The following is a 25,016-nucleotide window of genomic DNA, read 5'->3' as shown; positions in this document are numbered from 1 at the left end:
CCATCAGAAATTCGCCGCAGTTCACCTGGGCATCTTCGAAGTCGCGCTTGTGGTGCCAACGATGAATTTCAGCCACCCCGATGACATGGCGCAGCCAACCCAGCCGGTAATCCAGGTTCGAGTGCTGAAAGCCCAAGTGAACGGTCAGAATGCCGAACCAGGTGGCAACCACTGCCGAAGGCGCGCCGGATGCTCCCAGCCGGTAATCCAGGTTCGAGTGCTGAAAGCCCAAGTGAACGGTCAGAATGCCGAACCAGGTGGCAACCACTGCCGAAGGCGCGCCGGATGCAAACAGCAGCACCAATCCCGGGCCAGCCATGAGCATCGCATGTAGGGGATGCCGGCGCTCCCCATTCATCCAGTACAAGCGCTCGGCGCTGTGGTGAATCATGTGAAAACGCCACAGCCAGGGTCCCGGGCCAGCCATGAGCATCGCATGTAGGGGATGCCGGCGCTCCCCATTCATCCAGTACAAGCGCTCGGCGCTGTGGTGAATCATGTGAAAACGCCACAGCCAGGGTACGTGGTGGCTGATGCGGTGCATGGCATACAGGCTCAGATCGAGCACGACGGCGACCAGCAGCAGCTGAACCCAAAGTGGACTCTCGACTGGGAAGAGACGAACTGTAGCCGGCACTGCATCGCCCAGCCTGGCCAGGATTTCGGCGGTGAACTGGATGACGGAAAGATTCACCAGCATATGCACCAGGTCGGTCAGGGTGTCCTGGTGATCCTCCAGCCAGCCCTCCCGGAAAGGCTGGATACGCTCCAGCCCCGCGACGGCCAATAGACCGACTGCGGCTACCAAGGGTGTGCTGGGCCAGTACGGCACCCCGGCGTACAAGGCCCAGACCATGAAGGCGGCGCTGCCACCAAACACGAGCGGATAGCTCAACCAGCGTAGGGCGAATCGAAGAGAAGTGGACATCGCTCAGCTCCTATGTAGAGAGCCTTCACGGTAGGTGCAGAGGACGACGTTCGACTTGAACGAAAGAGCTATGACTTCTGGAGATCGACCGCAGCCAGGGCGGAGGACGGATCGATGCCCAGCAGCGCCCTGAATGTCCGGGAGAAATGCGCCGAGTCGGAAAAACCTGCCGCATGCGCGGCTTCGGTCAGCCGTCCCCCTTTGGCCAGGTGTTGCAGGGCTTGGGTGAGGCGCAGCCATTTGACATAGCTGCGCAACGGCAGGCCGGTTTGCTCCACGAACCAATGGGAAAAACGCGTGGGTGACAAATGCACCAACGCGGCCATTGCCTCACGCCCCATTTGGCCTTCGCGCAGCGCTGCGGTGACCTTGGTCAAGCGCGGATCAGGGATTGGTGGATCGGCAAGCCGCAACAGCCGACGTACCTGCGCCTGCAACTGGACAGGCGAATGCCCCGACGCCCTCAGTGCCTCGACCATCGCAGCAATATCGGCCGCTACGATCTCCATCAGCCTCACGGCTCCGCTCACCCGCAAGGCACGCGCCTCATCGGACAGCACATCCAGGTAGATCGACAGGACATGCCCAGCACTGAGCCGGTGCTTCAAGCCTGCCGGAATCAAGATGGCAGCCCCAGATTGCCCACCCAACGGCGTTTCAACCGTTATCGCGGCGTCGAGCCCCACTGCAATTTGATGTGCTTGATGATGGTGCCAATCCTGGTGGGCGGCATGGCCGAGAAAGACGCCGATACCGGGGCCGACCCAGGCATGGCCTGACCAGCGAGCCACTTCTGCGGCATCCGAGCTTCGCATTATCTGCCCCGGTCCAGTTCCGCGCTTGGACTCAGCACACTGCTCAGGAGCAACATGGCGGCACCGCCCACGATGCCGATGTCCGCCAAGTTGAATGCAGGCCAATGCCAGGATTGCCAGAAAAAATCCAGATAGTCGATCACATGGCCTCGGAAGCTGCGATCGATCAGATTCCCCACTGCCCCTCCCAGTATGAGGCTATAGCCCAGCGCTTCGAGCTTGGCCCTGGGCTTACGCAAGAGCAACGCGAGCCCAATCGAAACAACCAGTGCGAGGAGAATGAAGAAGTAGCGCTGCCAACCGCCCGCGTCAGCTAGGAAGCTGAACGCTGCGCCGGTATTCCAGAAATGGACCAGATTGAAGACTGGGGTCAGAGGAACCACGGCGCCGACCGAGAGCGAACCCTCAATTACATATTTGATCGCCTGGTCGGCCAGGGCAACGGCTAGCGATAGCGTCCACCAGAGCCCGGGAGTGATACGGTGCGCCATTCCAAGTGGCGATTTCATTGTTTCGCTCCCTGAAACAGTCGCTGCAATCCGGGTGAGACGGGCATCGGCGCGAATGCACTGATCCTCGCGCGTCCGGTATTGCCGAGCGGTACCCAGATCTTCGAGAACAACACGGCAGCGATGATCCGTGGTGCTTGGCCGAACATTTCCCGGTAGTCGCGCAACTGCCAGCCAGCCCTTAGCATCAACCAATGGCTCCGCGCATGCAGGACGGGCATGTGCTGGCTCAAGATGTGGGCGCGCTCGAGCCAGGGGAATGCCTCGGTTGGCGCCTTTTCACGGAGTGCTGTCCTTGCCTGGAAAAAGGCTTCATCGATGGCATTGCGGAGGGCGGTATTCATCTGGAACTCACTTGCGCAGCAGTTGGAAGGCCATGATTCTGGGCCGATCGTGCAAGTGAACACCCTGTAGCCGCTATAGGGTCAAGCTCTACGCTTTGAGCAGAAGCGAATGGCACTTTTCTAGCGCGCCTTATGGAAGCCGTTTGCCTCCCTCCACTAGACCCGAAAGTATTCCGCAGTCCAGGCTTTGTCGTTCGTCATCGCAGCAGCTGCGTAACGTCACCAACTGGTTTTCCAGGGCTTGCAAGGATGCGATCTGGGCCCTGACCTGGGCGATATGGCTATCAAGCAGCGTATTGACCGCCGCGCACGGTTGCTGCGGCTGTGCTTGAACGCTCTGCAAAACACCAATTTCGTCCAACGACATGCCAAAGGACCGGCAACGGCGGATGAACAGCAGTTTCTCCACATGATCCGCTTCGTAGGCTCGGTAGCCATTTGCCTGGCGATTGGGCGATGCAAGCAGGCCCTGGCGCTCATAGAAACGAATGGTCTGAATGTCCGCTCCCGTCAGCTGTGCAAGTTGACCAATGCGCATAGGCTGCTCCTCGATAAACAGCCAGTATATCCAGGCTTGACCCTATACCTGCTATATGGTTTTCAATTGCCAGAATTGAACCTGATAGGAGAGGCGGATCATGAGCTCGTGTGAAAAATCCTGTGGCTGCGGTTCAGTGTCAGCGCCTGCTGAAGCAGCGAGCGCGCCCTCGACCGAAGGAGCCTGGGTCAGCCATTTTTCTGTACCCAAGATGGATTGCCCTTCGGAAGAGCGAATGATTCGGCTCGCGCTGAATAGCTTGCCTGAGCTTCGTTCGTTGTCCTTTGATCTGAGCAGCAGGCAGGTACTCGCTTTCCATGACGGGGCGGTTGACCCAATCACTACCAAGCTGGAGTCCCTGGGTCTAGGGGCAGCGCTACTGGGGACTCAACCAGCTAGTCAGGAAGCAGCCTCGACCAATCGCGCTGATGAGGAATTAGCGGCGTCGAAAGAGGCGAGCACCCTGAAAATTTTGCTCGGCATCAACGCTGCCATGTTTGTTATCGAGATGGGCGCAGGGTTGATCGCTCAGTCGACGGGCCTTATTGCCGACTCGCTGGACATGTTTGCGGATGCTGCCGTCTATGGCTTGGCTCTCTTTGCCGTCGGCCGCAGTGCACAGCTGCAAGTTCGCGCTGCGCACCTGGCGGGTTTCTTTCAGATCCTGTTGGCACTGGGCGTACTCGTGGAGGTGGCTAGACGCTTCCACTATGGCAGCGAACCTGAGTCGATGCTGATGATGGGGATTGGCTTAGTTGCACTCGTCGCAAACGCCAGCTGTCTCTTGATGATCTATGGCCATCGCGAAGGCGGTGCACACATGAAAGCGAGCTGGATTTTTTCGGCCAACGATGTGCTCGCGAACATTGGCGTTATCGTCGCCGGCGCGCTGGTTGCGTGGACGGGCTCTCCCTACCCAGACTTGGTGATTGGTACGGTCGTTGGCCTCATCGTATTGAACGGTGCGCGCCGAATCCTGGCATTGAAAGCCTGACCAACCGATCCTGTATTCCATCGCGATGGGCTCACTTTCTACAAGTGAACATCAATGGTACGGACAGTCCAATAAACCTTCGTTTGATAGACGCCTCTGGCGAGGTGTGCTGGGTGCACTCCTGGAAGGATTGAGCTACAATGTAGCTCATCAATCTGGAGGATCAAACCATGTCCGCAAATGCTGTAGTCCGTGCCCGTATCGACGAGCACATCAAGGAAGAGGCGACCGTCGTGCTGGCAGCGATGGGACTCACCGTGTCTGACGCCTTCCGCATCATGTTGACCCGAGTCGCCCGCGAGAAAGCCTTGCCGTTCGAGCCGCTGATTCCGAACGCCACCACCATCGAGGCGATGAAGGAAGCGCGCCGTGGCGGCTTGAAGTCGTTCGCTTCCGTCGAGGATCTGATGGCGGATCTGAATGCGGACGATTGAACAGACCAGCCGGTTCAAACGCGATTATAAACGCGAAGCCAAAGGCCCGCATCGTCAGACGCTGGCGAGCGATTTCATTGCCGTCGTCACAGCCCTGGCGAATAACCAGCCTCTGGCCGAGAAGCACCGTGACCACGCCCTCACCGGCGACTGGAAAGACCACCGGGACTGTCACATCAAGCCCGACCTGGTGTTGATTTACCGCAAGCCGGATGACGCCGTGCTGCAACTCGTGCGTCTCGGATCGCATAGCGAGCTTGGCCTGTAACGCCGGGGTCTGCCCAGGACAAGGAAAGAAGCTACATGACAATCAGCATCACCGACGACGATTGGAACGAACTGACTCCCGAGAGTTTCGATACCACCGCACTGCTGCGGGCAGTCGATGCCGTGGACGAGCTGCGCGGCGATTGAGTGACAACGCAGACGGCGGGCCTCCGCAACTGCGCACCGACCTGTTGAAGCTGCATCAACTGGCGATGAGGTGATCCAGGTGCGGATTCGAGAGCACGTCATCGCCACCAATGACATGCGTCTGTTCGGTCTGCACCTACTGGGGCAGGCGTCGCTGCGCATGGAGCAAGCGCTGTGGCCAGAAGAATATGAGCGGATGACCCGCGAGGTCGAAGAAGCTCTCCGTGAGGCCGACGACCCCAACGCCAAGTCGTACACCCACGAGAAGTCATGCAGGCGATGCAGGAACGAATCGACCAAGCACGAGACAAGCCATGTTGATCGGCCCTGCCCCAACTCCCTCGAACTCGGATGAGTCGGACCTAGCAACGTGGTGACACCGATCATCTAGGGCCGGAGCAGAGCCTGTGTCAGCCCGCGAGGCGGTGCGTCACTTCGCTGAGCTGGGCCGACAGCGTATGCAGGTTCTGGCTGGCTGCCTCGGTACGCTCGACATTGTCCTGGTTGGTGGTGGCGATGGCGGTAATTTCGGTCAGATTGCGCGAGATATCTTCCGCCACGGACGTCTGCTCTTCGGCAGCGGTAGCGATCTGACGGTTCATGTCGCGGATCGCTTCGACTTCTTGGGTGATGCGCTGAAGCATGCTGCCCGCTTCCGTAACCTGTTCGACACCTTCGTTGCTGCGGGTTTGTCCATTTTCAATCGCACGCACCGCATCCACCGCGCCGGTCTGCACCGTGTCGATAATCTGATGAATTTCAGCGGTGGAGTCGGCGGTGCGCCTGGCCAGCGTGCGCACCTCGTCGGCAACGACGGCAAACCCGCGTCCGGCATCGCCCGCGCGGGCGGCTTCGATGGCTGCGTTTAGCGCCAGCAGATTGGTCTGGTCGGCGATGCCGCGAATAACTTCCAGCACCTTGCCAATGCGACCGCTATCGGTCTCCAGACGGCGTATTACCTCGGCGGTGTTGCTGATCTCGCCGCGCATGTGGGTAATGGTCTGGATAGTCGAACGCATCATGGTCTCACCCTGCTGCGCCGAATGATCGGCCGCATCCGCTGCACGCGCGGCTTCGGCGGCGTGACGGGCGACTTCCTGCGCCGTAGCGGACATTTCATGCATGGCGGTAGCGACCTGATCGGTGCGCGAGAACTGCTCGCGAGTGCCTTGGCCCATCAGTGCGGCGATGGCGCTCAATTCACCACTGGCGCTGTCCAGGTCCGAGGTGTTGCGTTGCAGGAGGGTGAACGTATCGGCAAGGAAGTCACGCAGGATATTCGCGGCAACTGCCAGACGTCCCAATTCGTCAGCACGGGACGCATCGACGCGCTGTGCAAAGTCGCCCTGGCTGAGCTTGGCGATGTGGTCGATCAGGTGACGGATGGGGGCGATCAGATTGCGGTTTACCAACCATAGGCTGAGCAAGGCGATGAAAACGCCAGCGGCTAGCATTACCAACGAGCCGACGACTATTTTACGATCTGCGGCTTCGCTGATGGTTTCCGAACGATGCAGCGCCGAATCGCGCTGCTGGATGACCAAACCACTGAGCTGTTCGCTGGTGGCACGGTCGATGCCTTGAACCGCCTCGTCGCCGGCGAATGGATCGTTTCCGCCGGCGATGTAGGCCGCACGGCCCGCGCGGTAGGCGGCGCCGAGGCGCCGGTGCTCCTCGTGCAGGTCGCGGAGCTGCTTTGACAGGGCAGGGTTGTGCTCGCTTCGCTCAACGAGTCTGCCCAGGATGTCCTGGACCTTTCGTTCCTGGTTCTCGAAGCTTTGCCAGTACTTGCTCAAGGCTTCAGGTGATTTGCCACGCAGCAAGACGTTCTTCCACTCCTGCACCTGCACTTTGAATTCCACGTTGGCTTCGTCGATCAGGCGCGACGTTTCGATCGGACCCTTGAGTAGTTGTTGATACTTGGAAATGTCATCCGACAAGAAGGAAAAACTGGCGAAGGCGATCAGCAATATCACCAACAGGCTGCCGCCGATCAGTGTGAGCAGCTGAGCGCGCAGGGATTTTTTCAAGAGCATCTGGGCGGTCTCGTATCGAAAGGGGGGCGCTTGAGTCATACGCAAGATTGAGCGAGCGGTCAGCCAAATGACCGTTCGTTCGCCCCCTTATGTCGGCGTACCGCTGCGATACTTGAACGCTTTCAGACCAGACGCAGATGGTTGTCCCAGAGCCCTGCCGGCAATTGCAGCGCGGTGCTGACGAAGCCCCCGCTGGCGGGGTCGACCGTTAGGACAAGATGTCCGATCCGCGCTCATCGAAGCCTCCGCGCCTGGCCGGGGCACTTCTACCCGTGTGTTCGCGCAGTTGCGACAGCCAACCCGCAGGGAGTTTTTGCGGTTCATCCGCGTGGCTTGAGGAGACCAAGTTTCCGTCGCGGTCAAATAAGCTCATGCGCTTGAAAACCGGGTCCTCGGCGAGCATTCGCGCGGCTCGTCTCTGGTTTGGCCTTAAGCTACCGGCGCCCCTATCTGCCTGGTCTGCACTCTTTACTATACCGAACGACGAATGTCAGATCGAGCGCTCGGCGATCGGGAATATTTTTCGCCAAGCAAGGGCTACGCATGTCGCGAGATTCCAGCGCCTACGACTGGTGTTTAGAGTCGGCCAATACTCCTGTCCGGCCGGTCAGCCATGCGTCCTTGAGTCGTCGTGAATCCTGGCGGGATCGGACCTGGGCCCACAACCGTTCCCACCGAACATTTTCCCCGCCGGCGAGCGGCTTTCTCGCGCAACAAATTGTTCGGAGCTCAAGGTCCTTCTCTACGTTTCGGCTGCATTGGCAGTGCGTTCGGCCCTCACCCGCCGATCGGCTCACAACAAGGACGCGATGGGCGCGACCATGAATCCGAAAGGAGAACACCATGGCCATCATCGGCATCTTTACCACCTCTAAAGACGGGGCTAGTTGCAGTTAATGTGAGTAGGGAACGATGGAATGCAAGCCGGCGCGGCTGAATGCAAGCTCGCTCGCAAATAATCTGAGCCAGACGGCTCCGTCAGTCGCAGTTAATCTGAGCCGGAAATTGCGCTGATTGCGAGCACGGCCGTTTTCGATTGCAAGCCGGTACAGCTACCTGCTCACCCGGAGCGAAGGCACCATCGGCGAGCTTGCACATCTGCTGGTGGCGGCGGCCGTCGCCGCCGTGGAGAGTGGCGAGGAAGCGATCAACCACCGCACGCTCAGCATGGCCGACTACATCGGCCCCAGTGAGCGGCGGCGACAGTTCGAGCGGGAACTGATGTGAAGTCCGCGCCGCGCTGGCCGCTGCATCCGGCACCCAAGGAAGGCGAAGCCCTGTCCTCATGGCTCAACCGGGTCGCCGCCTGCTACCAGATGGACGTGCACGAGCTGCTGGCCCACGATCTTGGTCACAGCCAACTTGATGACCTGGATACCGCACCATCCTTGTCGTTGCTGACGGCGCTCTGCCAGCGCAGTGGCGTCGAGCTGGAGCGGTTGCGCAGCATGAGTCTTGCAGGCTGGGTGCCGTGGCTGCTCGACAGTCTCGACGATTCGGTACCAGCAGCCTTGGAAACCTATACATTCCAATGCGCGGTGCTCCTGCCCAAGCGCACCCGCAAGGTGCGGTCCATCACTCGCTGGCGTGCCTGGCTACCGAGCCAGACGATTCGCCGGGCGTGTCCGCAGTGTCTGAACGATCCAACGAATCAAGCTGTGCTACTCGTCTGGCAGCTCCCCTTGATGCTGAGCTGCCCGCAGCATGGCTGCTGGCTGGAGTCCTACTGGGGCATGCCCGGCCGGTATCTTCAGTGGGAAATCGCCGATGCTGCGCCGCGCCCTGCCGATGACGCAATCGCCTGCATGGACCGGCGCACCTGGCAGGCGCTGACGACGGGTTTTGTGGAGCTGCCGCGTCGGCGTGTCCACGCCGGCTTGTGGTTCCGGCTGCTGCGCACCCTGCTTGATGAGCTGAACACGCCGCTCTCGCACTGCGGCAGTTGCTCGGCGAGCATCCGCCATGTCTGGGAGCGCTGCGGCCATCCGCTGCGCGCCGGGCAGAGTCTGTGGCGTCCCTACGAGATTCTGGCCCCGGCGGTGCAGTGGCAGATGCTGGAGGCGGCGGCCACCGCCATCACGCTGATCGAGTCAAAGGCGCTGATCCCGCGCGGGGAACAGGCCGCGCTGTTTCAGACGGAGCCGCACACTGGTTTCACCAACGGCCTGCCGGCGAAGGTGCCGAAGCCGGAACCCATCAACCACTGGCAACGAGCAGCCCAGGCCATCGATGAGGCCATCATTGAAGCGCGACACAACCCGGAGACGGCCCGCTTGCTGTTCACACTGGCGTCCTACGGGCGACGCGACCCCGAATCCCTGGAACGTTTGCGCGCCACGTTCACCAAGGAGGGCATCCCGCCGGAGTTTTTGTCACATTACGAGCCTGAATGGCCGTTTGCAGGTCTTAGACTAAATGACGGGTTAAGTGACAGTTTTTGACGGCGAGAACTTTCTGGCTCACACTGTCACATAATCGAACGTATATGTGACAGGTACGACATGCTGATAGGCTACATGCGGGTATCGAAGGCGGACGGCTCCCAGGCTACCGATTTGCAGCGCGACGCGCTGATTGCCGCCGGGGTCGATCCAGTACATCTTTACGAGGACCAGGCATCCGGCATGCGCGAGGATCGGCCCGGCTTGACGAGCTGCCTGAAGGCGTTGCGAACTGGCGACACACTGGTCGTGTGGAAACTGGATCGGCTCGGACGCGACCTGCGACATCTCATCAACACCGTGCACGACCTGACTGGGCGCGGCATCGGCTTGAAGGTATTAACCGGGCACGGCGCGGCCATCGACACCACGACCGCCGCCGGCAAGCTGGTCTTTGGCATCTTCGCCGCCCTGGCCGAGTTCGAGCGCGAGTTGATCGCGGAGCGCACGATTGCCGGCCTAGCCTCGGCCCGCGCGCGCGGGCGGAAAGGCGGCCGGCCGTTCAAGATGACCGCCGCCAAGCTGCGGCTGGCGATGGCGGCAATGGGTCAGCCAGAGACCAAGGTCGGCGACCTGTGCCAGGAACTTGGCGTCACGCGGCAGACCCTGTATCGGCATGTTTCACCCAAGGGTGAGCTACGTCCAGATGGCGAGAAGCTACTCAGCCGAATTTGATGCCGGCATGAGGCAACGTAGCGACAGCGTGGTTTGTCTCAATGGGAAGCGCTCATGATCGATCTTTGAAGGCCCGCAGCAGTCGTGTCACAGACAGGACGAACAAACCGGTCAGCGTGAGGGCTGCGATACCCCAGTACTCTCCGATGAACGCGCCGGCCGTCGTGCCGGCCAGCACAATGGCGAGAATCGGCAAATGGCAGGGACAGGTGAGCACGGCCAGCGCGCCCCACAGGTAGCCGGTGATCGGTTTGTGCGTCTCGGACGGCAAGCGCTCGGGGCTGTTCATGGCAGACTCTCCGCGTGCTGTGCCGGCTCGGTCGGCATGGTGGCCAACTGCACCTCCAGATCGGCCAACGCTTCGCGCCGACGCTCGACGAACTGGCGCAGAACGGCAAGCTGCGCGGCCGCTTCATCGCCGTCCGCAGCATCCAGCGCCCGGCACAGCCGCGCCAGCGCGTCCAGGCCGATGCCCGCCTCGAAGGCCGCCCGCACGAAGCACAGCCGTTGCAAGGCGGCATCATCGAACAGGCCATAGCCGCCCGGGGTGCACGCCACCGGACGCAGCAATCCGCGCAGCAGGTAGTCGCGCACGATATGCACGCTCACCCCGGCATCAAGGGCCAGCCGGGACACGGTGTAGGCGCTCATTGAAAACCTCCTTTTTTTATCCAGCGCAGCAGGAAAGCTGCTTCACGTCCTTGTTGAAGGTCTGCGCCGCAAGCTTCAACCCCTCGACCATTGTCAGGTAGGGGAACAACTGGTCGGCCAGTTCCTGCACCGTCATGCGGTTGCGGATGGCGAGCACCGCCGTCTGGATCAGTTCGCCCGCTTCCGGGGCCACCGCCTGCACGCCGATGAGCCGTCCGCTACCTTCCTCGATGACCAGCTTGATGAAGCCGCGTGTGTCGAAGTTGGCAAGCGCTCGCGGAACGTTGTCGAGTGTCAGCGTGCGACTGTCGGTCTCGATGCCATCGTGGTGCGCTTCCGCCTCGCTGTAGCCCACGGTGGCGACTTGCGGGTCGGTGAACACCACTGCCGGCATCGCGGTCAGATTGAGGGCTGCGTCGCCGCCGGTCATGTTGATCGCGGCACGGGTGCCGGCGGCCGCTGCCACGTAGACGAACTGCGGCTGGTCGGTGCAGTCGCCGGCCGCGTAGATGTTCGGGTTGCTCGTGCGCATGCCTTGGTCGATAACGATGGCCCCTTGCGCATTGACAGTGACCCCCGCCGCGTCCAGCGCGAGGCTGCGCGTATTCGGTGCCCGACCGGTGGCAACCAGCAACTTGTCAGCGCGCAATTCACCGTGTCCGGTGGTCAGCACGAATTCGCCGTTCACATGGGCGACCTGGCTGGCTTGCGTGTGCTCCAGCACCTCGATGCCCTCGGCGCGGAAAGCGGCTGTCACGGCCTCGCCGATGGCCGGGTCTTCCCGGAAGAACAAGGTGCTGCGTGCCAGGATCGTGACCTGGCTGCCGAGCCGGGCAAAGGCTTGCGCCAGTTCCAACGCCACCACCGACGAACCGATCACGGCCAGGCGTGCGGGAATGGTGTCGCTGACAAGCGCTTCGGTGGAAGTCCAGTAGGGTGACTCTTTCAGGCCCGGAATCGGCGGCACGGCCGGACTGGCACCGGTGGCGACCAGGCAGCGGTCGAACGTTACCTCGCGCTCGCCACCCTCGTTCAAACGGACGACCAGGCTCTGGTCGTCCTTGAAACGCGCTTCACCGTGCAAAACGGTGATGGCTGGATTGCCGTCCAGGATGCCTTCGTATTTGGCGTGCCGCAGTTCATCGACACGGGCCTGCTGCTGGGCCAGCAGTTTGCTGCGGTCAATCGCAGGCACAGTTGCCGCAATACCGCCGTCGAACGGACTTTCCCGGCGCAGATGGGCAATATGGGCAGCGCGGATCATGATCTTGGACGGCACACAGCCGATATTGACGCAGGTGCCGCCGATGGTGCCGCGTTCGATCAGCGTGACCGTCGCGCCTTGCTCGACGGCCTTCAGCGCCGCCGCCATCGCGGCCCCGCCGCTGCCAATGATGGCGATATGCAAACCGGCGCCCTCAAGTGCATCACGGATTTTTGGTTCATCTTTGAAATCACCAACCCGGATCGAGCCTTGATAACCCAATGCGGCGATGGCGGCCAGCAGTTGGTTGTGGCTCACGGCGGTTTGGTTCATCTTTGAAATCACCAACCCGGATCGAGCCTTGATAACCCAATGCGGCGATGGCGGCCAGCAGTTGGTTGTGGCTCACGGCGGTGTCTGCCATGACTTGCGCGCGGCTTTCTGGATAGGACACCACAGCGGCATTCACGCCGGGAATCTTTTCCAAAGCATCTTTGACATGGGNGCGGTGTCTGCCATGACTTGCGCGCGGCTTTCTGGATAGGACACCACAGCGGCATTCACGCCGGGAATCTTTTCCAAAGCATCTTTGACATGGGTGGCGCAGGATGTGCAGGTCATGCCATTCACGGTGATTTCGGTCATTTTTTTACTCCATTGAATTTCGGGGTGCAGCAGGCATCGGCTTGGCGTTTTCGTTGGATGGCGTAGATGGTCAAGCCGATGAAAATCGCCAGCGCAGGCAGCAGCACATAGTCCAGATAGCCGGTCAGCGCGGACAAGCCGACCACACCGAGCAAAATGACCAGAACAGGGGTGAAGCAACACAGCGCCACGAGGGTTGTGCCAATGATGCTGACCCGCAGCAGTGTCTTCGGGTCTTTCATGATCAGTTCTTGACTGATGATGGGTAGCCCGCATCCTCGGTAGCCTTGGTCAGTTTCTGCACGCTGGTCTTGGCATCATCGAAGGTGACCACCGCTTCGCGCGTCTCGAAGGTCACGTCAACTTTACTGACGCCATCGACCTTGGAAATCGCCTTCTTGACAGTGATCGGACAGGCCGAGCAGGTCATGCCCGGTACGGACAGCGTAACGGTCTGGGTGGCGGCCCACACGGGGGCAACAACGGCAGCGAGGGCAAGGGCGGAAAGCAGCTTTTTCATGGTGAACTCCTGTGATCAATAGAAAAATGGCACGACGTAGGGAAATCCGAGCGCGACCAAAACCAGCACGGCCACGCCCCAGAAAATGAGCTTGTAAGTAGCTCGCACTTGGGGAATCGCGCAAACCTCACCCGGTTTGCAGGCGGCTGACGGCCGGTAGATGCGCCGCCAGGCGAAGAACAACGCCACCAGCGCCACGCCGATAAAGATGGGGCGATAGGGTTCCAACACCGTCAAGTTGCCGATCCAAGCGCCGCTGAACCCCAAGGCGATCAGAACCAGCGGCCCGAGGCAGCAAGCCGAGGCGAGGATGGCGGCCAGCCCGCCAGTGAAGAGCGCGCCGCGCCCGTTTTGAGGTTCAGACATACGTTTGTCCTTTCGAATCTGAATTGGATAGCTTAAGCTTACTTCCGTAGTTATGTACGGAGTCAAGCGATATGGAAAACAATTTGGAGAACCTGACCATTGGCGTTTTCGCCAGGACGGCCGGGGTCAATGTGGAGACCATCCGGTTCTATCAGCGCAAGGGCTTGCTCCCGGAACCGGACAAGCCTTACGGCAGCATTCGCCGCTATGGCGAGACGGATGTAACGCGGGTGCGCTTCGTGAAATCAGCCCAGCGGTTGGGCTTCAGCCTGGATGAGATCGCCGAGCTGCTGCGGCTGGAGGATGGCACCCATTGCGAGGAAGCCAGCAGCCTGGCCGAGCACAAGCTCAAGGACGTGCGCGAGAGGATGGCTGACCTGGCGCGCATGGAGGCCGTGCTGTCTGATTTGGTGTGCGCCTGCCATGCGCGGAAGGGGAACGTTTCCTGCCCGCTGATTGCGTCACTGCAAGGGAAGAAAGAACCGCGCAGTGCGGACGCGGTGTAGCCCGAGGGAACTACGCCTTAGCGTGCTTTATTTTCCGTTTTCTGAGGCGACTCCAACGTCAGAAAAGACCGTGCGGTCGACTTTTGATATTTCGTGCTGTCGCCTTCTGAAAGTGACACAATTCCCACGCAAACCCGCATCGTTGGCATCCAACTACAGTCTCCATCTTTCAGTATCCGACTACACTGAACTATCGCTGAATAGTTGGACAACGCCATGTTGATTGGATATGCCCGCGTCTCGACCGACGACCAACTCCTCGATCTGCAACGCGATGCTCTGGCGAAGATCGGCTGCGAGCGGGTGTTCGAGGATACCGCCAGCGGTGCCAAGGCTGAGCGGGTTGGCTTGACCGCTTTGCTGGCCACGCTACGCCGTGACGACACCGTGGTGATTTGGCGCCTGGATCGCCTCGGCCGCTCGCTGAAGGATCTGATCCGGCTGGTTGAGCAATTGGACGCCGCCGGCGTCGGCTTGCGCAGCTTGCAGGAAAACATCGACACCGCCTCGATTGGTGGCCGCCTGGTGTTTCACCTGTTCGGTGCCTTGGCCGAGTTCGAACGCAACCTAATCCGCGAGCGCACCCAAGCCGGCTTATCCGCTGCACGGGCGCGAGGCCGCAAGGGCGGACGCAAGAAACGGCTCGACCCGGCCAAGCAGGAGCTTGCCCTGCGCCTCTACCATGAGCGGAAACATACCGTGGCGGAAATCTGTCGGATGATGGGCATCGGCCGCTCGACGCTCTACAACTATCTCACCGAGGCCGAGCGTGATGCCCAGCGGGCGGCGTAAAGCCATCCCGACCGATTCGCTGATGCAGTTGCGGCAGCGGCTCGACCGTCTGCCCAAGAAAAGCCCGGAACGGATTACTCAGGTGGCCGCGATAGCCGAGTTGTACGGCGTGTCCCCAAGCACCGTATACCGGGCGCTGAACCTCATCCATAAACCCCACGCGGCTCACCGCGCCGACCATGGTAAGCCGCGGGTGTACGGCGTGTCCCCAAGCACCGTATACCGGGCGCTGAACCTCATCCATAAACCCCACGCGGCTCACCGCGCCGACCATGGTAAGCCGCGGGTATTGCAGCAGGCCGAGCTGGAGCGCTACTGCGAGCTAATTGCCGCGCTGAAACTGCGCACCACCAACAAACAAGGGCGGCACCTATCTACCCGCCGTGCCATCGAGCTGCTGGAGGGCTATGGGGTGGAAACCGAGCAAGGCTTGGTCAAGGCGCCCAAAGGGGTTCTGACCCGCAGCACGGTGAACGAGTACCTAAGCCGCTGGCACCTGGACCAGTCGCGGCTGTTGCGGCAACCACCGGCCACCCGCTTTCAGGCTGCGCACAGCAATGACTGCTGGCAGTTCGACCTGTCGCCCTCCGACCTCAAGCACATCGATAAGCCGGACTGGATCGATCCGGCTAGGGGCATGCCGACGCTGATGCTGTTCAGCGTGGTGGATGACCGCAGCGGAGTGGCCTATCAGGAGTACCACTGTGTATATGGCGAGGACGCGGAGTCAGCGCTGCGCTTCCTGTTCAACGCCATGACGCTGAAGGCGGACCCGACTTTTCCCTTCCAAGGCCGCCCGAAGATGATCTACCTGGACAACGGCCCGGTGGCCAAACGCCGAGTATTCCAGAACGTCATGCAGGCGCTGGACATCGAATGGCAGACACACATCCCGGCCGGCAAGGATGGCACCCGCACCACGGCTCGCTCGAAAGGCAAAGTGGAGCGCCCCTTCCGCACGGTGAAGGAAGCCCACGAGACGCTGTATCACTTCCACAAACCGGAAACCGAAGCGCAGGCCAATGAGTGGCTGCTGCGTTATCTGGTGCGCACCTACAACGTGCAGGATCATCGCTCCGAACCGCATTCGCGGATTGAGGACTGGCTGGCCAACCTGCCCGTCGAGGGCCTGCGCGAAATGTGCACCTGGGAACAGTTTTGCCGCTTTGCCCGCGAGCCGGAACGACGCAAGGTCGGCGTCGATGCCCGCGTCACCATCGACGGCACGGCCTACGAGGTGGAGCCCGACATGGCGGGCGAAACCGTGGTGTTGCTCTGGGGCTTGTTCGATGACGAACTCTATGCCGAGTTCGAGGGGGAGCGCTTCGGACCTTACTACCCCGTCTCCGGGCCAATTCCCCTACATCGTTACCGCGCCTTCAAACGCGGCAAGGCGGATGAGCGCTCTGATCGCATCCGCTTGCTAGCCGGCCAGCTTGGCCTGCCTATCGCCGCATTGGCTGGCGACGATGTGCGACTCACACCCTCTATTATTCCGACGGCACTGCCACGCCAACCCTTCGATGCCGAGGCGCACGAATACCGGTTTCCCAATGCCATCGCCGCCAAGCTCGCCATTGCCGATGACCTAGCGCAGCCGTTGGCTAAGCTCTCTCCCGACGATCAAGCCTTCATCCATCAGGTGCTGAGCGAAACCCTGACACGCCGCATTGTCTTGGAGCGCGTGCGGGGCTACTTCCGCCATAAGAAAACAGGAGAAGAACATGCGGGCTGAAGTAATGCAGCACTACGGACTGGCGTTGCCACTGAACCAGGCCGGCTATTTTGAAACCGCCCACCATCAGCAGTTGATCAAGGACATCAAGGGGGCGATCTTCGAAGGACGGCTGATTGCACTGTGCGGCGTCATCGGCAGCGGCAAGACCGTAATGCTGCGCCGGCTTCAACAAGCGATGGAAGAGGAAAAGAAGATCACGGTCTCCAAGTCTCTCGCCATTGAAAAGCACAGCATCAAGCTGGCCACTTTCATCGCAGCGCTCTTCTATGACCTCTCCACCGAGAAGCAGGTACGCATCCCCACCCAGGGCGAAAAGCGTGAGCGTGACCTACGCGAGTTGGTGAGGAAGAACAAGCGCCCGGTCGCCCTGTTCGTCGATGAGGCCCATGACCTCAACGGCCATACCCTGACCGGTCTTAAGCGTCTGATGGAGCTGGTGGAGGACGGTGACGGGCGGCTGTCGATCGTGTTGGCCGGGCATCCCAAGCTGCGTAACGACCTGCGCCGACCGACGATGGAGGAAATCGGCTACCGCACCGACATCTTCTCGCTCGATGGCATTGCTGGCAGTCAGCGGGAATACATTCAGTGGCTGCTGGAAACCTGCACTGCGGGGAAGGTCGAACCCGAGTCGATTCTGACCGAAGACGCGATCGACCTACTCGCCACTAAACTGCGCACGCCACTGCAAATCCAACTGCACCTCAGCCTGGCACTGGAAGCCGGCTACCTGACCGGCGAGAAACCCGTTTCGGCGGAACTCGTGCAATCGGTGCTGTCGCGCCAACTGGATGATCTGGAGCCAACCCTCACTCGTCACGGCTACCGCATCAAGGATCTAGTGGAGCAATTCGATGCCAAACCCACCGAAATCAAGGCTCTGTTCAGTAATGCGCTAGACCCGGCGCGGGCGGTTGAGTTACGTGACAAGATGCTGGCAGCGGGCTTGCCTATCTGAGTCCTGTCATTTGCAAATAATGCAGGCTGGCGACGATGGAATGCAGGTCGGCGCGGATCAATGCAGGCTCATTCGCAGTTAATGCTGGTTTGCCGGGCCGGTCAGTCGCAGTTAATTCCGGTCGAAAATCGTATTGATTGCAGGTCGGGACGTTTTTCTGGTTTGCCGGGCCGGTCAGTCGCAGTTAATTCCGGTCGAAAATCGTATTGATTGCAGGTCGGGACGTTTTTAAATGCAGGCCGCTACACCTACGAGTCGATGACTGCAACCCCGCCACGGCGGGGTTTTTCTTGTGCTTGGGTACGACCTCAACAACCGTTTGACATCCTCTCCAGCCTCTCGCTTCGCTCACAGAGCTGCCGCAAGGCCGGGGATTCCTACGGCGCTAGGCTGCGAATGCAGCTTCTTCGCTTCGGCGGGTTCCTGCTGCTGACGGCCATACAGCGCCGTTCACTTCACAGGCGATCGGGGCATGGCCCTGCCCTTCGAGCGTTTTCAATCCGCGCTCACGGATGTTCCTGGAGCCTACTCGGTCGGCGTTGTCAGAGTGGCCGCAAGCCAAGCAGAGAAACAGTGCCTGAGTCTGTCGATTGCCCGCATGGGTATGTCCGCACTCGGGGCACTGCTGGCTGGTTTGCTGCGGTGGCACCGCTACCAGCCAACCACCGGCCCACTGGGCCTTGTAGTCGAGCTGACGGCGGAATTCTCCCCACCCCTGATCTAGGATCGCGCGGTTGAGCCCCGACTTCTGCCGGACGCTCTGCCCTGGCTGCTCGACGGTGCCCTTGGCCGAACGGCTCATGTTGCCTACCTTCAAGTCTTCGACACACACCAGCGCGTGGCTTTGGCTGATGGCGTGAGTCGCCTTATGCAGGTAGTCGTTTCGGGCGTCGGCGATCTGACGGTTAATGCGCTGGACGCGAGCCTTGGCCTTCTTCCAATTGTTGCTGAATTTGGTCTTATGGCTCATCTGCCGCTGGGCCTTTGCCAGCCGGTGCTGATGCCGTTTGAAGCTGTTGAGCGGTTGCAACACTGTTTCCTGTCGACCATCCCAAAGTGTCGCAAAACGCACCACGCCTAGATCGATGCCGACCGCCAGCGGGGAGGAGTGCCGCTGTACATCTACCTCGCGCTCGGTCTGGATCGAAACGCACCAGTGCCCGGCGCTGAGGCTCACGCTGACGTTCTTCACCGTGCCCAGCACCTGCCTGCTGTTGCGATAGCGCAGCCAGCCCAGCTTGGGCAGGTTGATGCGTGAATTTCCCTGGTCGAGCTTGATCTGTTTGGGATCGGGGTAGCGGAAGCTATCGCGCTGACCGCGTTTCTTGAAGCGGGGAAAGTCGGCCCGCTGGGCGAAGAAGTTCTGATAGGCCCGGTCGAGGTCTTTGAGCGCATGCTGCAAGGGATGCACCGGGGCATCCTTCAGCCAAGGCGTTTCATCGCCGTTGCGCCAGGCGGTGAGATATTTGGCCATGGCCACATAGCCGATGTACTTGCCGCCTTCTTCGCGGTTGACTTGCTGCACCGCCAGCGCCTTGTTGAAAACGAATCGGCACGCCCCTGCGAACTGCCGCAGCTTACGCTGCTGCTCGCCGGTTGGTTCGATGCGGAATTTGTAGGCTTGGCGTCTGAGCATTGGATTGCTGGCTATCTGTACAGTGTCGAGTATAGGGCCGCCGCGAGGCGTGCGCTACCCGTCCAATGCGTAGAAAGCCCACCAGTCATTCGCTTCGCTTGGGATTCCCGCCGAAGCCGGTAACCTATGCCTATCAAAACAAGGAGTTTCACCATGCAGAACCATCGTAGAACGATTTACACCGGCCTCCTCGCAGCAACTATTGCCCTCCTGGTCGGGTGCTCTTCCACGCCGAAGACTGCCACCGTGCAGCTGCCTGATCCGCAGAATGTACCGAAGGAAAAATGGTCGGATGCAATGCACGTTCTGACTGCCATGAACATTTCTGGCCAGCGTGATGTTCCTCTCGAGCTGGCTACATCCGGCCCGACAACAGCGACTTCAGGTACGGGCGGTTCGTCTGTGGGCGATGTCGCTATTGCCGCAGGCGGTTATGCGTCCCCGCCCTCAGGCGTCAGCAGCAATGCAGCTCTTGGCCTTGGGGTAGGACTCTTTCTACTCGGCGGTTCGAGCGATCCAGCTCGGGGGTATCAAACAGCCGCGTGGGTCCCATCCACACTTGCTAAGTCCCCCGAAGAAGCATCTGCTCTTGTACTAAAACTTTTTGATGAGGCCCGCCTTAAAGCTTTCCCTAATCAAAGATCAACACTCACGCCTAAAGTTGGAAAATATCCGCCTGGTAGTGGGAAAGCCTATGTTGACCCCGTAGCAATTTGGAAAGAGACCCCGGTTCAGTTTGACGGGGTAGCTTCAGTTCCTCCTACTTTCATTGCTTCTTCCGAGGCATACGGGCCGATATTTATTCATCATGGGCAGTATACAATTGACGGAAACAAAAACGATATATCTACACTGGACGCCATGATTGAGGTTTCGGAGAAACTACCTGAATGGTTTTACATGTACCACCCAGGTGAAAGGCTGCGGAAGAACTCTGTTCCAGCGCGCATTATCAATAAAGGTCAATCGATGTATTTCATCGGAAAATAAAACAACTGATAAATAAAAAAAGCCCCGCCAGCGCGGGGCTTATTTTATCGCAGCCCTTCCTCTGCCTTTCTCTTTACCGCGTCTACATCGAAATTCTCAAGCCTCTGTAGGTTTCTATCTAATGTGTTCAGACGCTTTTCTCCATCTGTTGTCTGAAGTTTACTACCACTCCCGGTAATATCCTCCAGGGAAACTGTATTAGCGGTAGGAAGACGCCCTGCAAGATTCAGCATGCCGATCCACTCAGACAGATCCACACGCGACCAATCCATCTGCGCCATCTGAGCTGGCGTAATTCCTTCGCACGTAGGCGACTTTACGTCACCCCATCCCAACCCCAGTTGTTCACGGGCTGACTCTTGAATGATGCGCGCTACAACCGAGCCAAAGCAGCAATAGGCCTCTCGCTTTTCAACGCATGACCCAAGTGCTTCGGATGCGCAGTAGCTGCCAACAAAGTGGCATTGCCGGGTTTCCTTTTTCGCACCAAGCTCGAACTCCTTCTGCTCGCACTCCCAAATAATGTTGATCAGCAGATCCACAATCACATAGACCATATAAACCCAGCCGATGATATTAACTACCATCGCAGCGTTGGCGCTTAGTCCAGTAACAGTACCCTGGGTCGCGGTGCCTTCTGCACCTGTAGCGAATACCGCATTTGCAGCAGCAGAGGCCCCCATTTCAACCATTGCATCATAGGCCTGCTGCATCAGCCATTGCTGAATCTGTCCCATCGCTGCACCTTGGAATCCCTCATTGAACGCAGCAGTGGCGCTATCGACAATGGTGCCCCACTGGCCCTTGATAACCGAGGAGCCGACAGACATGGCAGCTTCAGTGCCCGCGGCCCAGTATCCCGGCGCAAAGAGATTTCCTGTCCTGCTCAATGCCTCAAGTGAGCTGGTCATCTTGAGAGTGTTCATGGTCAGGTTTACATAGTCGAAGATGCTTACGCTTTCCGGCGCTTCGCAGCAGTCAACATAGCCCCCGAGCGCCTTCTTGCACTCCATAGCCTCGCCTTTGAACACCTTGCAGTCATTGGCCTCGTTGATATCGGTACCATCACCACCGCAGTCCAGGTCGTGCTCAGCAAACTGAGCAACCTGAAGCATGGCCACCGCATAGGCAAAATCGCCGCTTTTCGTGTTCGACGAGTCGAAACACTCACTGCCCATGCAGCGCGCCCCACCAGGGCATTCGATTTGGGCCCCAGTGTTCACGATAGTTTCGTAGCTGGTGTCATAACCGCAGTCCCAGACCTCCTCGAAGGCATAGCAAGAGCCTGTCTCGCCTTTTGCGCCATCAATACAACCTTGAGAGATAAAACCGCAGCTGGGGTTCTGCTCGTACTGGGTGCAGGTATTCAGGTTGCCGCCATCATTTGAGGGGCACCGCTGCACACCCTGGGCGTCCGTGTAGCAATCCATATTCCCCTTGTAGTAGGAGCACTCGGCGCTTACCTGGGCCTTCTTGCAAAGCGGATCGATGCTCGGGTGCGGGGATGGTGGCATGTCAGAGCGGCAGATCCGAACGCCATTGGTTTCAGTACAGCCATTGGCGTCCACCGCCGGCATAGACGTGCACGACATCTGAGCGTTGGTGCAGAACCCATCCTCGATCATGTCGAACATAGGCAGGCGCTCTTCCGGCCCCCAACCATTATCGACAAACGCCTTTGCCGGGTCATAGATGATCTTGATGCGGGCGTAACCCTCACCACCACCGGTAACCGAGGTGCGGGTTTTGAACGTGATCACGTCATCATCGCTGCCGAACTTGTCAGTGATCACCTTGTTCGGAGCTACGTTCCAGCTTGTTCCGCGTTCGCAGCTTCCAGCTGTTTCCGGCGGGAAGACACCAGGTGTGTGCGTCCAAAGCATTTCGTCATTGAAAAGGATTTGGAAATAATCGTCGAAAACAGCTCTGTCGACGGTAGCTGAAATAATGGCGTCCTTGGCTATCACGCGGAATCGGGTGTACTCCTCATAGATTTTGCAGTTCCCGCTCCAGTAGTTGTCCCCTACCGTGCCGACCCAGATGTACAAGCAACCTGGTCCGCACGACTGAAAGTTTGGCTGCCCGGAAACGTATTCGATTACACCTACCTTGTAGTCATGCAGGAACTCAACGTTTCCGCCTTGATCCACGACGCGCTCACATGTTTTGTAATTGGCAACATGGGCGTTTTTCGTCACGTTCTCAAAAACTTCGGTAGAGGTGCAGTCCGCGAAGTTCTGCTTAAACCCATCCATGAAGTCAGGGGAACGAACTTGATCAGCCTGATTGAGCATAGGGTCGTTGGAGAGATCTACCGACATGCGGTTGCCGCTGTCGATCAGGGTTCGGTATGCCTCTCCCTCAGAGGACGATTCCGATTGGAGGCGGGTATTTGCTCGCAACCCGAGATCGATCGTCTTCACATCGTCGCCGTAGACGTTCTCGAGCGAGGCAGTGTCTCCAGTTTCAGGGAAAAGATCCTGAAGCGTGACGGAGGCGTCCCCACCATCGAATACCTGAAGTGCCTGCTGGCCTACCGATTGACCGGCCGCAGATCCTGCTGTCACAGCGTCGGCCCAGGCTGTGAAGGTCATGCTGTTGAGATACAGGCCGATCACGGTCACGTTGACCAGCCGTCTCAGCGTTGTTTTGAGTGGTTGTCGCATCGATCGCATGTCCAAAAATGGGGATGCTTCGATGCTAGGGGAAGGGTGAGAAATGATGGCGCGGTTTCAGGCAACAAAATCGCCTGAAAAAGCAAAGCCCCGGCTGGTGGGGTCACCGGCCGGGGCTCGCTGTGTTTTTGATCATGCCTCAGGCACTACTAAGACCTGGCCATCACTCGGGATCAAGCGATGAATCACCGCCCATGATTTAACGAACCGGGTATCCGGATCGGAGGACGAAACAGTTCTGGCGATCTGCTCGGGGACTTTGAACACCCGTCCAGACTCGACCATCAGTTCTTTGAGTTCTTGGCAGAATAGTGCGTTTGCTGCGGTCATGTTCAACTCTCCAGGTGTGGGTGATCCCCAGAGCCCTTCACACGGAAGGGCTCTGGTGGATCACCCACGGAGGGTGACCACGCAGCGGTCTAGCCGAAGCTAGACTTGAATCCGTTCACTGGGCCAACCCCTGAGGGAAGGCTCAGTGGGCCTTGATGTTCGTGCCGTGCTTCTTGTCGAGACGGTCAGCGACCACATAACCGATCACGCCGGTTAGGGCCAAAGCACCGACAACGCCTACGATTGCGTAAACAAGCATCTGCATCGAGTCCATTTCATTCTCCTTTCGGATTGCTCATCGCTGTAATCAAGGATACCACCAAATCGGCGATCATCATTACCACGCCAAGCACCAGACAGAACGATACGACAAGCGGATGCGTTCCTGGTGTAACGATGGAAACAAAAGCGGCTGCCAACAAGCTACAGCCAACGCCCATAAGTGAAGCCTTAATCCAGTCGAATAGTATTTTCTTGTACATCTTTTTTACTCCTCAAAAAGACGAGGAGTCCCAACGGGATTCCCCGTCAGGGTTTAATTATTTCCAACTCCGAGCCGTTCGGCTGAGTTAGAAGAACAACAATAAAGCCATTTGCCTGCGAATAAATCGCATAGGCAAAGTTCGATTTTTCTGCCAACGATGATGCGCTGCGAACAGCGTCAATTGCGTTTACATGAAACATCGGGACGACCTCTTACGAAGCAAAGACTTCCAGTAAAACCGAAAGCTTTTTGCCAAGAGCCTTATTGAATCAAAGCGCGTGACGTGCCTTGATCATTTCTGCGGTGTGAGACTGCTGAGCAGTTTCAACGCCTGCATCGAACGCCTTGAAGCCAAGTTGAATGCCACCAACAACAAGAGCGGTAAGGACGATGAGAGTTTTCATGGTGTTCTCCGTTAGCAAAAGATGCAGACGGAGAACCACCCTGGCGGGAAGTAATCTCCCCGCTGCGGGTTTTTTATGCACGCAGAAAAACCAATATCCAGTTGCCTGGATGTCGATAATTTGAGTGCTATTTTTAAGCCGGTTTGAAAGCGTGGCTCTGCTTTTTGTGACTCATCACATACATGATGAGAACACTGCCTGAACGCATACACGTTTCAGGCCTTGGCGGACATGCTCATGCATGGCGCTAAGTTCTAAGCACAGAGGGCTCTGTGCTGGAGGGGTTCTTGAGAGCTCGACCTGAGGCCCGCTCTATGCCTGCGATGATACCAAACCGATGCCCTTTAACAAGATGGCGAACCAAAAAAAAGGGTGACCCGAAGGCCACCCTTTCACACTCATAGCCCATTAGGTGAGAACACCTTGTGGCCGCATTTATTCCGGAAACGGTCAACAACCATCTCCATTGGCTCCTCCAGCTTTATCGGCTGGAAAAAACCTTCTCCCCGCGAGTGCTTCAGGAGGATGACGCCCCCTGATGACAGCTCCCATAGGTGAACCTTTGTGCCCCCTTTGGTTACCCAAGCCTTACGGCTTATCGAGGCCTGGCCTTGCAAACGAGCAGCTTCGAGGATCGCGTTCATCGACTTCTCCATACATCCATGCAGGGAGAAGCCCCGCGGGGGATTTCTCCCCCTTGGGTTGTGTTTTTTAGAGTCCTGAATATCTGCTTTCGAGCTTCAATTTTTCTGGCGAAACCGGGAACCAGTAGCAATCCCAATCCAGAAAAACGAATGCATCAGGGCGAAACTCAGGATCGATCTCCCGGACGAATCCAAGGATTTTCTTTCCCTGGATTTCGACTCCGTATCCATTTGTCACCGTCACGGTATCGCCAAGGATGAAGTCGCATGGAACAGGCGCGGCTTTTGCCATCTTTTCTTCAACAAACCGGTGCATTTTCATCTCCATTTTCATGGAGAACCCCG

The 25,016-nt window shown here is 58.8% G+C and carries 33 protein-coding genes and 2 pseudogenes; 12 read left to right on the top strand and 23 right to left on the bottom strand.

Annotation, left to right across the window (positions count from 1 at the left end; all coding sequences use genetic code 11):
• From AO268_RS33315 to cadR, 5 genes are all read right to left on the bottom strand, one after another.
• Positions 1-928, bottom strand: a 928-nt coding sequence (locus AO268_RS33315; RefSeq protein WP_257154439.1) for a sterol desaturase family protein, incomplete at its 3' end; no start/stop codon positions are given.
• 68 nt (positions 929-996) lie between these two features.
• The gene (locus AO268_RS23275; RefSeq protein ID WP_024015048.1) at positions 997-1,743 is read right to left on the bottom strand and encodes a helix-turn-helix transcriptional regulator; all 747 of its coding nucleotides are present in this window, start codon (positions 1,741-1,743) and stop codon (positions 997-999) included.
• A complete protein-coding gene (gene lspA / locus AO268_RS23270) occupies positions 1,743-2,252 on the bottom strand; it encodes a signal peptidase II (RefSeq protein WP_003452327.1) in 510 nt (169 codons plus the stop codon). Before lspA ends, AO268_RS23275 begins: the two co-directional genes overlap by 1 nt.
• Complete coding sequence (locus tag AO268_RS23265) at positions 2,249-2,596, bottom strand: DUF3703 domain-containing protein (protein ID WP_024015047.1); 348 nt, start codon at positions 2,594-2,596, stop codon at positions 2,249-2,251. The genes lspA and AO268_RS23265 overlap by 4 nt, the downstream gene beginning before the upstream one ends.
• A 130-nt stretch (positions 2,597-2,726) precedes the next feature.
• Complete coding sequence (gene cadR, locus AO268_RS23260) at positions 2,727-3,134, bottom strand: Cd(II)/Pb(II)-responsive transcriptional regulator (RefSeq protein ID WP_024015046.1); 408 nt, start codon at positions 3,132-3,134, stop codon at positions 2,727-2,729.
• Positions 3,135-3,234: 100 nt separating this feature from the next.
• On the opposite strand from cadR, the gene AO268_RS23255 reads away from it, so the two are divergent.
• From AO268_RS23255 to AO268_RS23235, 4 genes are all read left to right on the top strand, one after another.
• Positions 3,235-4,128 carry a cation transporter gene (locus tag AO268_RS23255; protein WP_033902376.1) on the top strand — a complete coding sequence of 298 codons (894 nt, stop codon included), beginning with the start codon at positions 3,235-3,237 and terminating at the stop codon, positions 4,126-4,128.
• A gap of 170 nt (positions 4,129-4,298) precedes the next feature.
• Complete coding sequence (locus tag AO268_RS23250) at positions 4,299-4,562, top strand: type II toxin-antitoxin system RelB/DinJ family antitoxin (RefSeq protein WP_020303033.1); 264 nt, start codon at positions 4,299-4,301, stop codon at positions 4,560-4,562.
• Positions 4,549-4,830 carry a type II toxin-antitoxin system YafQ family toxin gene (locus AO268_RS23245; protein WP_011282522.1) on the top strand — a complete coding sequence of 94 codons (282 nt, stop codon included), beginning with the start codon at positions 4,549-4,551 and terminating at the stop codon, positions 4,828-4,830. The genes AO268_RS23250 and AO268_RS23245 overlap by 14 nt, the downstream gene beginning before the upstream one ends.
• Positions 4,831-5,046: 216 nt before the next feature.
• The gene (locus tag AO268_RS23235; protein ID WP_425311902.1) at positions 5,047-5,331 is read left to right on the top strand and encodes a hypothetical protein; all 285 of its coding nucleotides are present in this window, start codon (positions 5,047-5,049) and stop codon (positions 5,329-5,331) included.
• A gap of 55 nt (positions 5,332-5,386) precedes the next feature.
• Here AO268_RS23235 and AO268_RS33865 read toward each other — a convergent pair whose 3' ends face one another.
• Positions 5,387-6,091: a methyl-accepting chemotaxis protein gene (locus tag AO268_RS33865; protein ID WP_370588167.1), complete on the bottom strand. Its 705-nt coding sequence runs from the start codon at positions 6,089-6,091 to the stop codon at positions 5,387-5,389.
• A 228-nt stretch (positions 6,092-6,319) separates the two neighbouring features.
• Positions 6,320-6,430: pseudogene (locus tag AO268_RS33860) on the bottom strand (hypothetical protein); the annotation flags it as partial.
• Positions 6,431-8,026: 1,596 nt separating this feature from the next.
• Between AO268_RS33860 and AO268_RS23220 the strand changes: the two are divergent.
• Genes AO268_RS23220 through AO268_RS23210 form a run of 3 tightly spaced genes read left to right on the top strand, consistent with a single transcriptional unit; the run spans position 8,027 to position 10,128 of the window.
• Positions 8,027-8,239, top strand: coding sequence for an NTP-binding protein (locus AO268_RS23220; protein ID WP_024015044.1), 213 nt, complete (start codon positions 8,027-8,029; stop codon positions 8,237-8,239).
• Positions 8,236-9,453, top strand: coding sequence for a TniQ family protein (locus AO268_RS23215; RefSeq protein ID WP_003465063.1), 1,218 nt, complete (start codon positions 8,236-8,238; stop codon positions 9,451-9,453). Before AO268_RS23220 ends, AO268_RS23215 begins: the two co-directional genes overlap by 4 nt.
• Positions 9,454-9,513: 60 nt before the next feature.
• Positions 9,514-10,128 carry a recombinase family protein gene (locus AO268_RS23210; RefSeq protein WP_000904941.1) on the top strand — a complete coding sequence of 205 codons (615 nt, stop codon included), beginning with the start codon at positions 9,514-9,516 and terminating at the stop codon, positions 10,126-10,128.
• Between the two features lie 52 nt (positions 10,129-10,180).
• On the opposite strand, the gene merE is transcribed toward AO268_RS23210, so the two are convergent.
• The 8 genes and pseudogenes from merE to merT all read right to left on the bottom strand — a co-directional run bounded on the left by merE (position 10,181) and on the right by merT (position 13,514).
• Entirely contained in the window at positions 10,181-10,417 is a 237-nt protein-coding gene (gene merE, locus AO268_RS23205; protein ID WP_001087809.1) for a broad-spectrum mercury transporter MerE, read from the bottom strand.
• Positions 10,414-10,779 carry a mercury resistance co-regulator MerD gene (merD, locus tag AO268_RS23200; RefSeq protein ID WP_003465059.1) on the bottom strand — a complete coding sequence of 122 codons (366 nt, stop codon included), beginning with the start codon at positions 10,777-10,779 and terminating at the stop codon, positions 10,414-10,416. Before merD ends, merE begins: the two co-directional genes overlap by 4 nt.
• 16 nt (positions 10,780-10,795) lie before the next feature.
• Positions 10,796-12,316, bottom strand: a complete 1,521-nt coding sequence (gene merA / locus AO268_RS23195; RefSeq protein ID WP_257154435.1) for a mercury(II) reductase — start codon at positions 12,314-12,316, stop codon at positions 10,796-10,798.
• Positions 12,234-12,470, bottom strand: a complete 237-nt coding sequence (locus tag AO268_RS33310; RefSeq protein WP_257154434.1) for a hypothetical protein — start codon at positions 12,468-12,470, stop codon at positions 12,234-12,236. The genes merA and AO268_RS33310 overlap by 83 nt, the downstream gene beginning before the upstream one ends.
• Positions 12,471-12,493: 23 nt before the next feature.
• Positions 12,494-12,628, bottom strand: a pseudogene (locus tag AO268_RS33305) (cation transporter); the annotation flags it as partial.
• Entirely contained in the window at positions 12,625-12,870 is a 246-nt protein-coding gene (merF, locus tag AO268_RS23190) for a mercury resistance system transport protein MerF (protein ID WP_000654684.1), read from the bottom strand. The gene merF and the pseudogene AO268_RS33305, both read right to left, overlap by 4 nt.
• A gap of 2 nt (positions 12,871-12,872) precedes the next feature.
• Complete coding sequence (gene merP, locus AO268_RS23185) at positions 12,873-13,148, bottom strand: mercury resistance system periplasmic binding protein MerP (RefSeq protein ID WP_000735441.1); 276 nt, start codon at positions 13,146-13,148, stop codon at positions 12,873-12,875.
• Positions 13,149-13,163: 15 nt separating this feature from the next.
• A complete protein-coding gene (gene merT / locus AO268_RS23180; protein WP_001294667.1) occupies positions 13,164-13,514 on the bottom strand; it encodes a mercuric ion transporter MerT in 351 nt (116 codons plus the stop codon).
• Positions 13,515-13,585: 71 nt separating this feature from the next.
• On the opposite strand from merT, the gene merR reads away from it, so the two are divergent.
• The 4 genes from merR to AO268_RS23160 all read left to right on the top strand — a co-directional run bounded on the left by merR (position 13,586) and on the right by AO268_RS23160 (position 17,508).
• Positions 13,586-14,020 (top strand): Hg(II)-responsive transcriptional regulator, encoded by a 435-nt coding sequence (gene merR, locus AO268_RS23175; protein ID WP_000429838.1) that lies wholly within the window; start codon positions 13,586-13,588, stop codon positions 14,018-14,020.
• 216 nt (positions 14,021-14,236) lie between these two features.
• Positions 14,237-14,812, top strand: a complete 576-nt coding sequence (locus tag AO268_RS23170) for a recombinase family protein (RefSeq protein ID WP_033902375.1) — start codon at positions 14,237-14,239, stop codon at positions 14,810-14,812.
• Between the two features lie 4 nt (positions 14,813-14,816).
• A complete protein-coding gene (locus tag AO268_RS23165) occupies positions 14,817-16,547 on the top strand; it encodes a DDE-type integrase/transposase/recombinase (RefSeq protein ID WP_218927887.1) in 1,731 nt (576 codons plus the stop codon).
• Positions 16,537-17,508, top strand: coding sequence for an ExeA family protein (locus AO268_RS23160; RefSeq protein WP_024015038.1), 972 nt, complete (start codon positions 16,537-16,539; stop codon positions 17,506-17,508). Before AO268_RS23165 ends, AO268_RS23160 begins: the two co-directional genes overlap by 11 nt.
• Positions 17,509-17,893: 385 nt before the next feature.
• On the opposite strand, the gene AO268_RS23155 is transcribed toward AO268_RS23160, so the two are convergent.
• A complete protein-coding gene (locus AO268_RS23155; protein WP_013100886.1) occupies positions 17,894-19,144 on the bottom strand; it encodes an RNA-guided endonuclease InsQ/TnpB family protein in 1,251 nt (416 codons plus the stop codon).
• A gap of 153 nt (positions 19,145-19,297) precedes the next feature.
• On the opposite strand from AO268_RS23155, the gene AO268_RS23150 reads away from it, so the two are divergent.
• On the top strand, positions 19,298-20,134 hold the full coding sequence (locus tag AO268_RS23150) for a hypothetical protein (protein ID WP_047296868.1): 837 nt from the start codon (positions 19,298-19,300) through the stop codon (positions 20,132-20,134).
• A gap of 44 nt (positions 20,135-20,178) precedes the next feature.
• On the opposite strand, the gene traN is transcribed toward AO268_RS23150, so the two are convergent.
• From traN to AO268_RS23125, 7 genes are all read right to left on the bottom strand, one after another.
• Positions 20,179-22,800 carry a conjugal transfer mating pair stabilization protein TraN gene (gene traN / locus AO268_RS23145; protein WP_033040477.1) on the bottom strand — a complete coding sequence of 874 codons (2,622 nt, stop codon included), beginning with the start codon at positions 22,798-22,800 and terminating at the stop codon, positions 20,179-20,181.
• 141 nt (positions 22,801-22,941) lie between these two features.
• Complete coding sequence (locus AO268_RS23140; RefSeq protein WP_013100883.1) at positions 22,942-23,139, bottom strand: hypothetical protein; 198 nt, start codon at positions 23,137-23,139, stop codon at positions 22,942-22,944.
• Positions 23,140-23,281: 142 nt separating this feature from the next.
• A complete protein-coding gene (locus AO268_RS33300; RefSeq protein WP_255311629.1) occupies positions 23,282-23,413 on the bottom strand; it encodes a hypothetical protein in 132 nt (43 codons plus the stop codon).
• A 1-nt stretch (position 23,414) separates the two neighbouring features.
• Complete coding sequence (locus AO268_RS23135; protein WP_011077965.1) at positions 23,415-23,621, bottom strand: hypothetical protein; 207 nt, start codon at positions 23,619-23,621, stop codon at positions 23,415-23,417.
• 271 nt (positions 23,622-23,892) lie between these two features.
• On the bottom strand, positions 23,893-24,027 hold the full coding sequence (locus AO268_RS33295; protein WP_013100880.1) for a hypothetical protein: 135 nt from the start codon (positions 24,025-24,027) through the stop codon (positions 23,893-23,895).
• 398 nt (positions 24,028-24,425) lie between these two features.
• The gene (locus tag AO268_RS23130; RefSeq protein WP_013100879.1) at positions 24,426-24,671 is read right to left on the bottom strand and encodes a hypothetical protein; all 246 of its coding nucleotides are present in this window, start codon (positions 24,669-24,671) and stop codon (positions 24,426-24,428) included.
• 67 nt (positions 24,672-24,738) lie between these two features.
• Positions 24,739-25,005: a hypothetical protein gene (locus AO268_RS23125; RefSeq protein WP_169838426.1), complete on the bottom strand. Its 267-nt coding sequence runs from the start codon at positions 25,003-25,005 to the stop codon at positions 24,739-24,741.
• Positions 25,006-25,016 lie beyond the last annotated feature (11 nt).

The sequence above is a fragment of the Pseudomonas sp. ICMP 8385 genome (assembly GCF_002699915.1).
Lineage (GTDB): Bacteria > Pseudomonadota > Gammaproteobacteria > Pseudomonadales > Pseudomonadaceae > Aquipseudomonas > Aquipseudomonas gessardii.
This window is presented reverse-complemented; position numbering and strand designations above follow the sequence as displayed.

Bases quoted from the DNA above. Each gene is read 5' to 3' on its own strand.
- AO268_RS23275 (WP_024015048.1), bottom strand. From the start codon at position 1,743: ATGCGAAGCTCGGATGCCGCAGAAGTGGCTCGCTGGTCAGGCCATGCC.
- lspA (WP_003452327.1), bottom strand. From the start codon at position 2,252: ATGAAATCGCCACTTGGAATGGCGCACCGTATCACTCCCGGGCTCTGG.
- AO268_RS23265 (WP_024015047.1), bottom strand. From the start codon at position 2,596: ATGAATACCGCCCTCCGCAATGCCATCGATGAAGCCTTTTTCCAGGCA.
- cadR (WP_024015046.1), bottom strand. From the start codon at position 3,134: ATGCGCATTGGTCAACTTGCACAGCTGACGGGAGCGGACATTCAGACC.
- AO268_RS23255 (WP_033902376.1), top strand. From the start codon at position 3,235: ATGAGCTCGTGTGAAAAATCCTGTGGCTGCGGTTCAGTGTCAGCGCCT.
- AO268_RS23250 (WP_020303033.1), top strand. From the start codon at position 4,299: ATGTCCGCAAATGCTGTAGTCCGTGCCCGTATCGACGAGCACATCAAG.
- AO268_RS23245 (WP_011282522.1), top strand. From the start codon at position 4,549: ATGCGGACGATTGAACAGACCAGCCGGTTCAAACGCGATTATAAACGC.
- AO268_RS33865 (WP_370588167.1), bottom strand. From the start codon at position 6,091: ATGTCCGCTACGGCGCAGGAAGTCGCCCGTCACGCCGCCGAAGCCGCG.
- AO268_RS23210 (WP_000904941.1), top strand. From the start codon at position 9,514: ATGCTGATAGGCTACATGCGGGTATCGAAGGCGGACGGCTCCCAGGCT.
- merE (WP_001087809.1), bottom strand. From the start codon at position 10,417: ATGAACAGCCCCGAGCGCTTGCCGTCCGAGACGCACAAACCGATCACC.
- merD (WP_003465059.1), bottom strand. From the start codon at position 10,779: ATGAGCGCCTACACCGTGTCCCGGCTGGCCCTTGATGCCGGGGTGAGC.
- merA (WP_257154435.1), bottom strand. From the start codon at position 12,316: ATGAACCAAACCGCCGTGAGCCACAACCAACTGCTGGCCGCCATCGCC.
- merF (WP_000654684.1), bottom strand. From the start codon at position 12,870: ATGAAAGACCCGAAGACACTGCTGCGGGTCAGCATCATTGGCACAACC.
- merP (WP_000735441.1), bottom strand. From the start codon at position 13,148: ATGAAAAAGCTGCTTTCCGCCCTTGCCCTCGCTGCCGTTGTTGCCCCC.
- merT (WP_001294667.1), bottom strand. From the start codon at position 13,514: ATGTCTGAACCTCAAAACGGGCGCGGCGCGCTCTTCACTGGCGGGCTG.
- merR (WP_000429838.1), top strand. From the start codon at position 13,586: ATGGAAAACAATTTGGAGAACCTGACCATTGGCGTTTTCGCCAGGACG.
- AO268_RS23170 (WP_033902375.1), top strand. From the start codon at position 14,237: ATGTTGATTGGATATGCCCGCGTCTCGACCGACGACCAACTCCTCGAT.
- AO268_RS23160 (WP_024015038.1), top strand. From the start codon at position 16,537: ATGCGGGCTGAAGTAATGCAGCACTACGGACTGGCGTTGCCACTGAAC.
- AO268_RS23155 (WP_013100886.1), bottom strand. From the start codon at position 19,144: ATGCTCAGACGCCAAGCCTACAAATTCCGCATCGAACCAACCGGCGAG.
- AO268_RS23150 (WP_047296868.1), top strand. From the start codon at position 19,298: ATGCAGAACCATCGTAGAACGATTTACACCGGCCTCCTCGCAGCAACT.
- traN (WP_033040477.1), bottom strand. From the start codon at position 22,800: ATGCGACAACCACTCAAAACAACGCTGAGACGGCTGGTCAACGTGACC.
- AO268_RS23140 (WP_013100883.1), bottom strand. From the start codon at position 23,139: ATGACCGCAGCAAACGCACTATTCTGCCAAGAACTCAAAGAACTGATG.
- AO268_RS33300 (WP_255311629.1), bottom strand. From the start codon at position 23,413: ATGGACTCGATGCAGATGCTTGTTTACGCAATCGTAGGCGTTGTCGGT.
- AO268_RS23135 (WP_011077965.1), bottom strand. From the start codon at position 23,621: ATGTACAAGAAAATACTATTCGACTGGATTAAGGCTTCACTTATGGGC.
- AO268_RS33295 (WP_013100880.1), bottom strand. From the start codon at position 24,027: ATGAAAACTCTCATCGTCCTTACCGCTCTTGTTGTTGGTGGCATTCAA.
- AO268_RS23130 (WP_013100879.1), bottom strand. From the start codon at position 24,671: ATGAACGCGATCCTCGAAGCTGCTCGTTTGCAAGGCCAGGCCTCGATA.
- AO268_RS23125 (WP_169838426.1), bottom strand. From the start codon at position 25,005: ATGAAAATGGAGATGAAAATGCACCGGTTTGTTGAAGAAAAGATGGCA.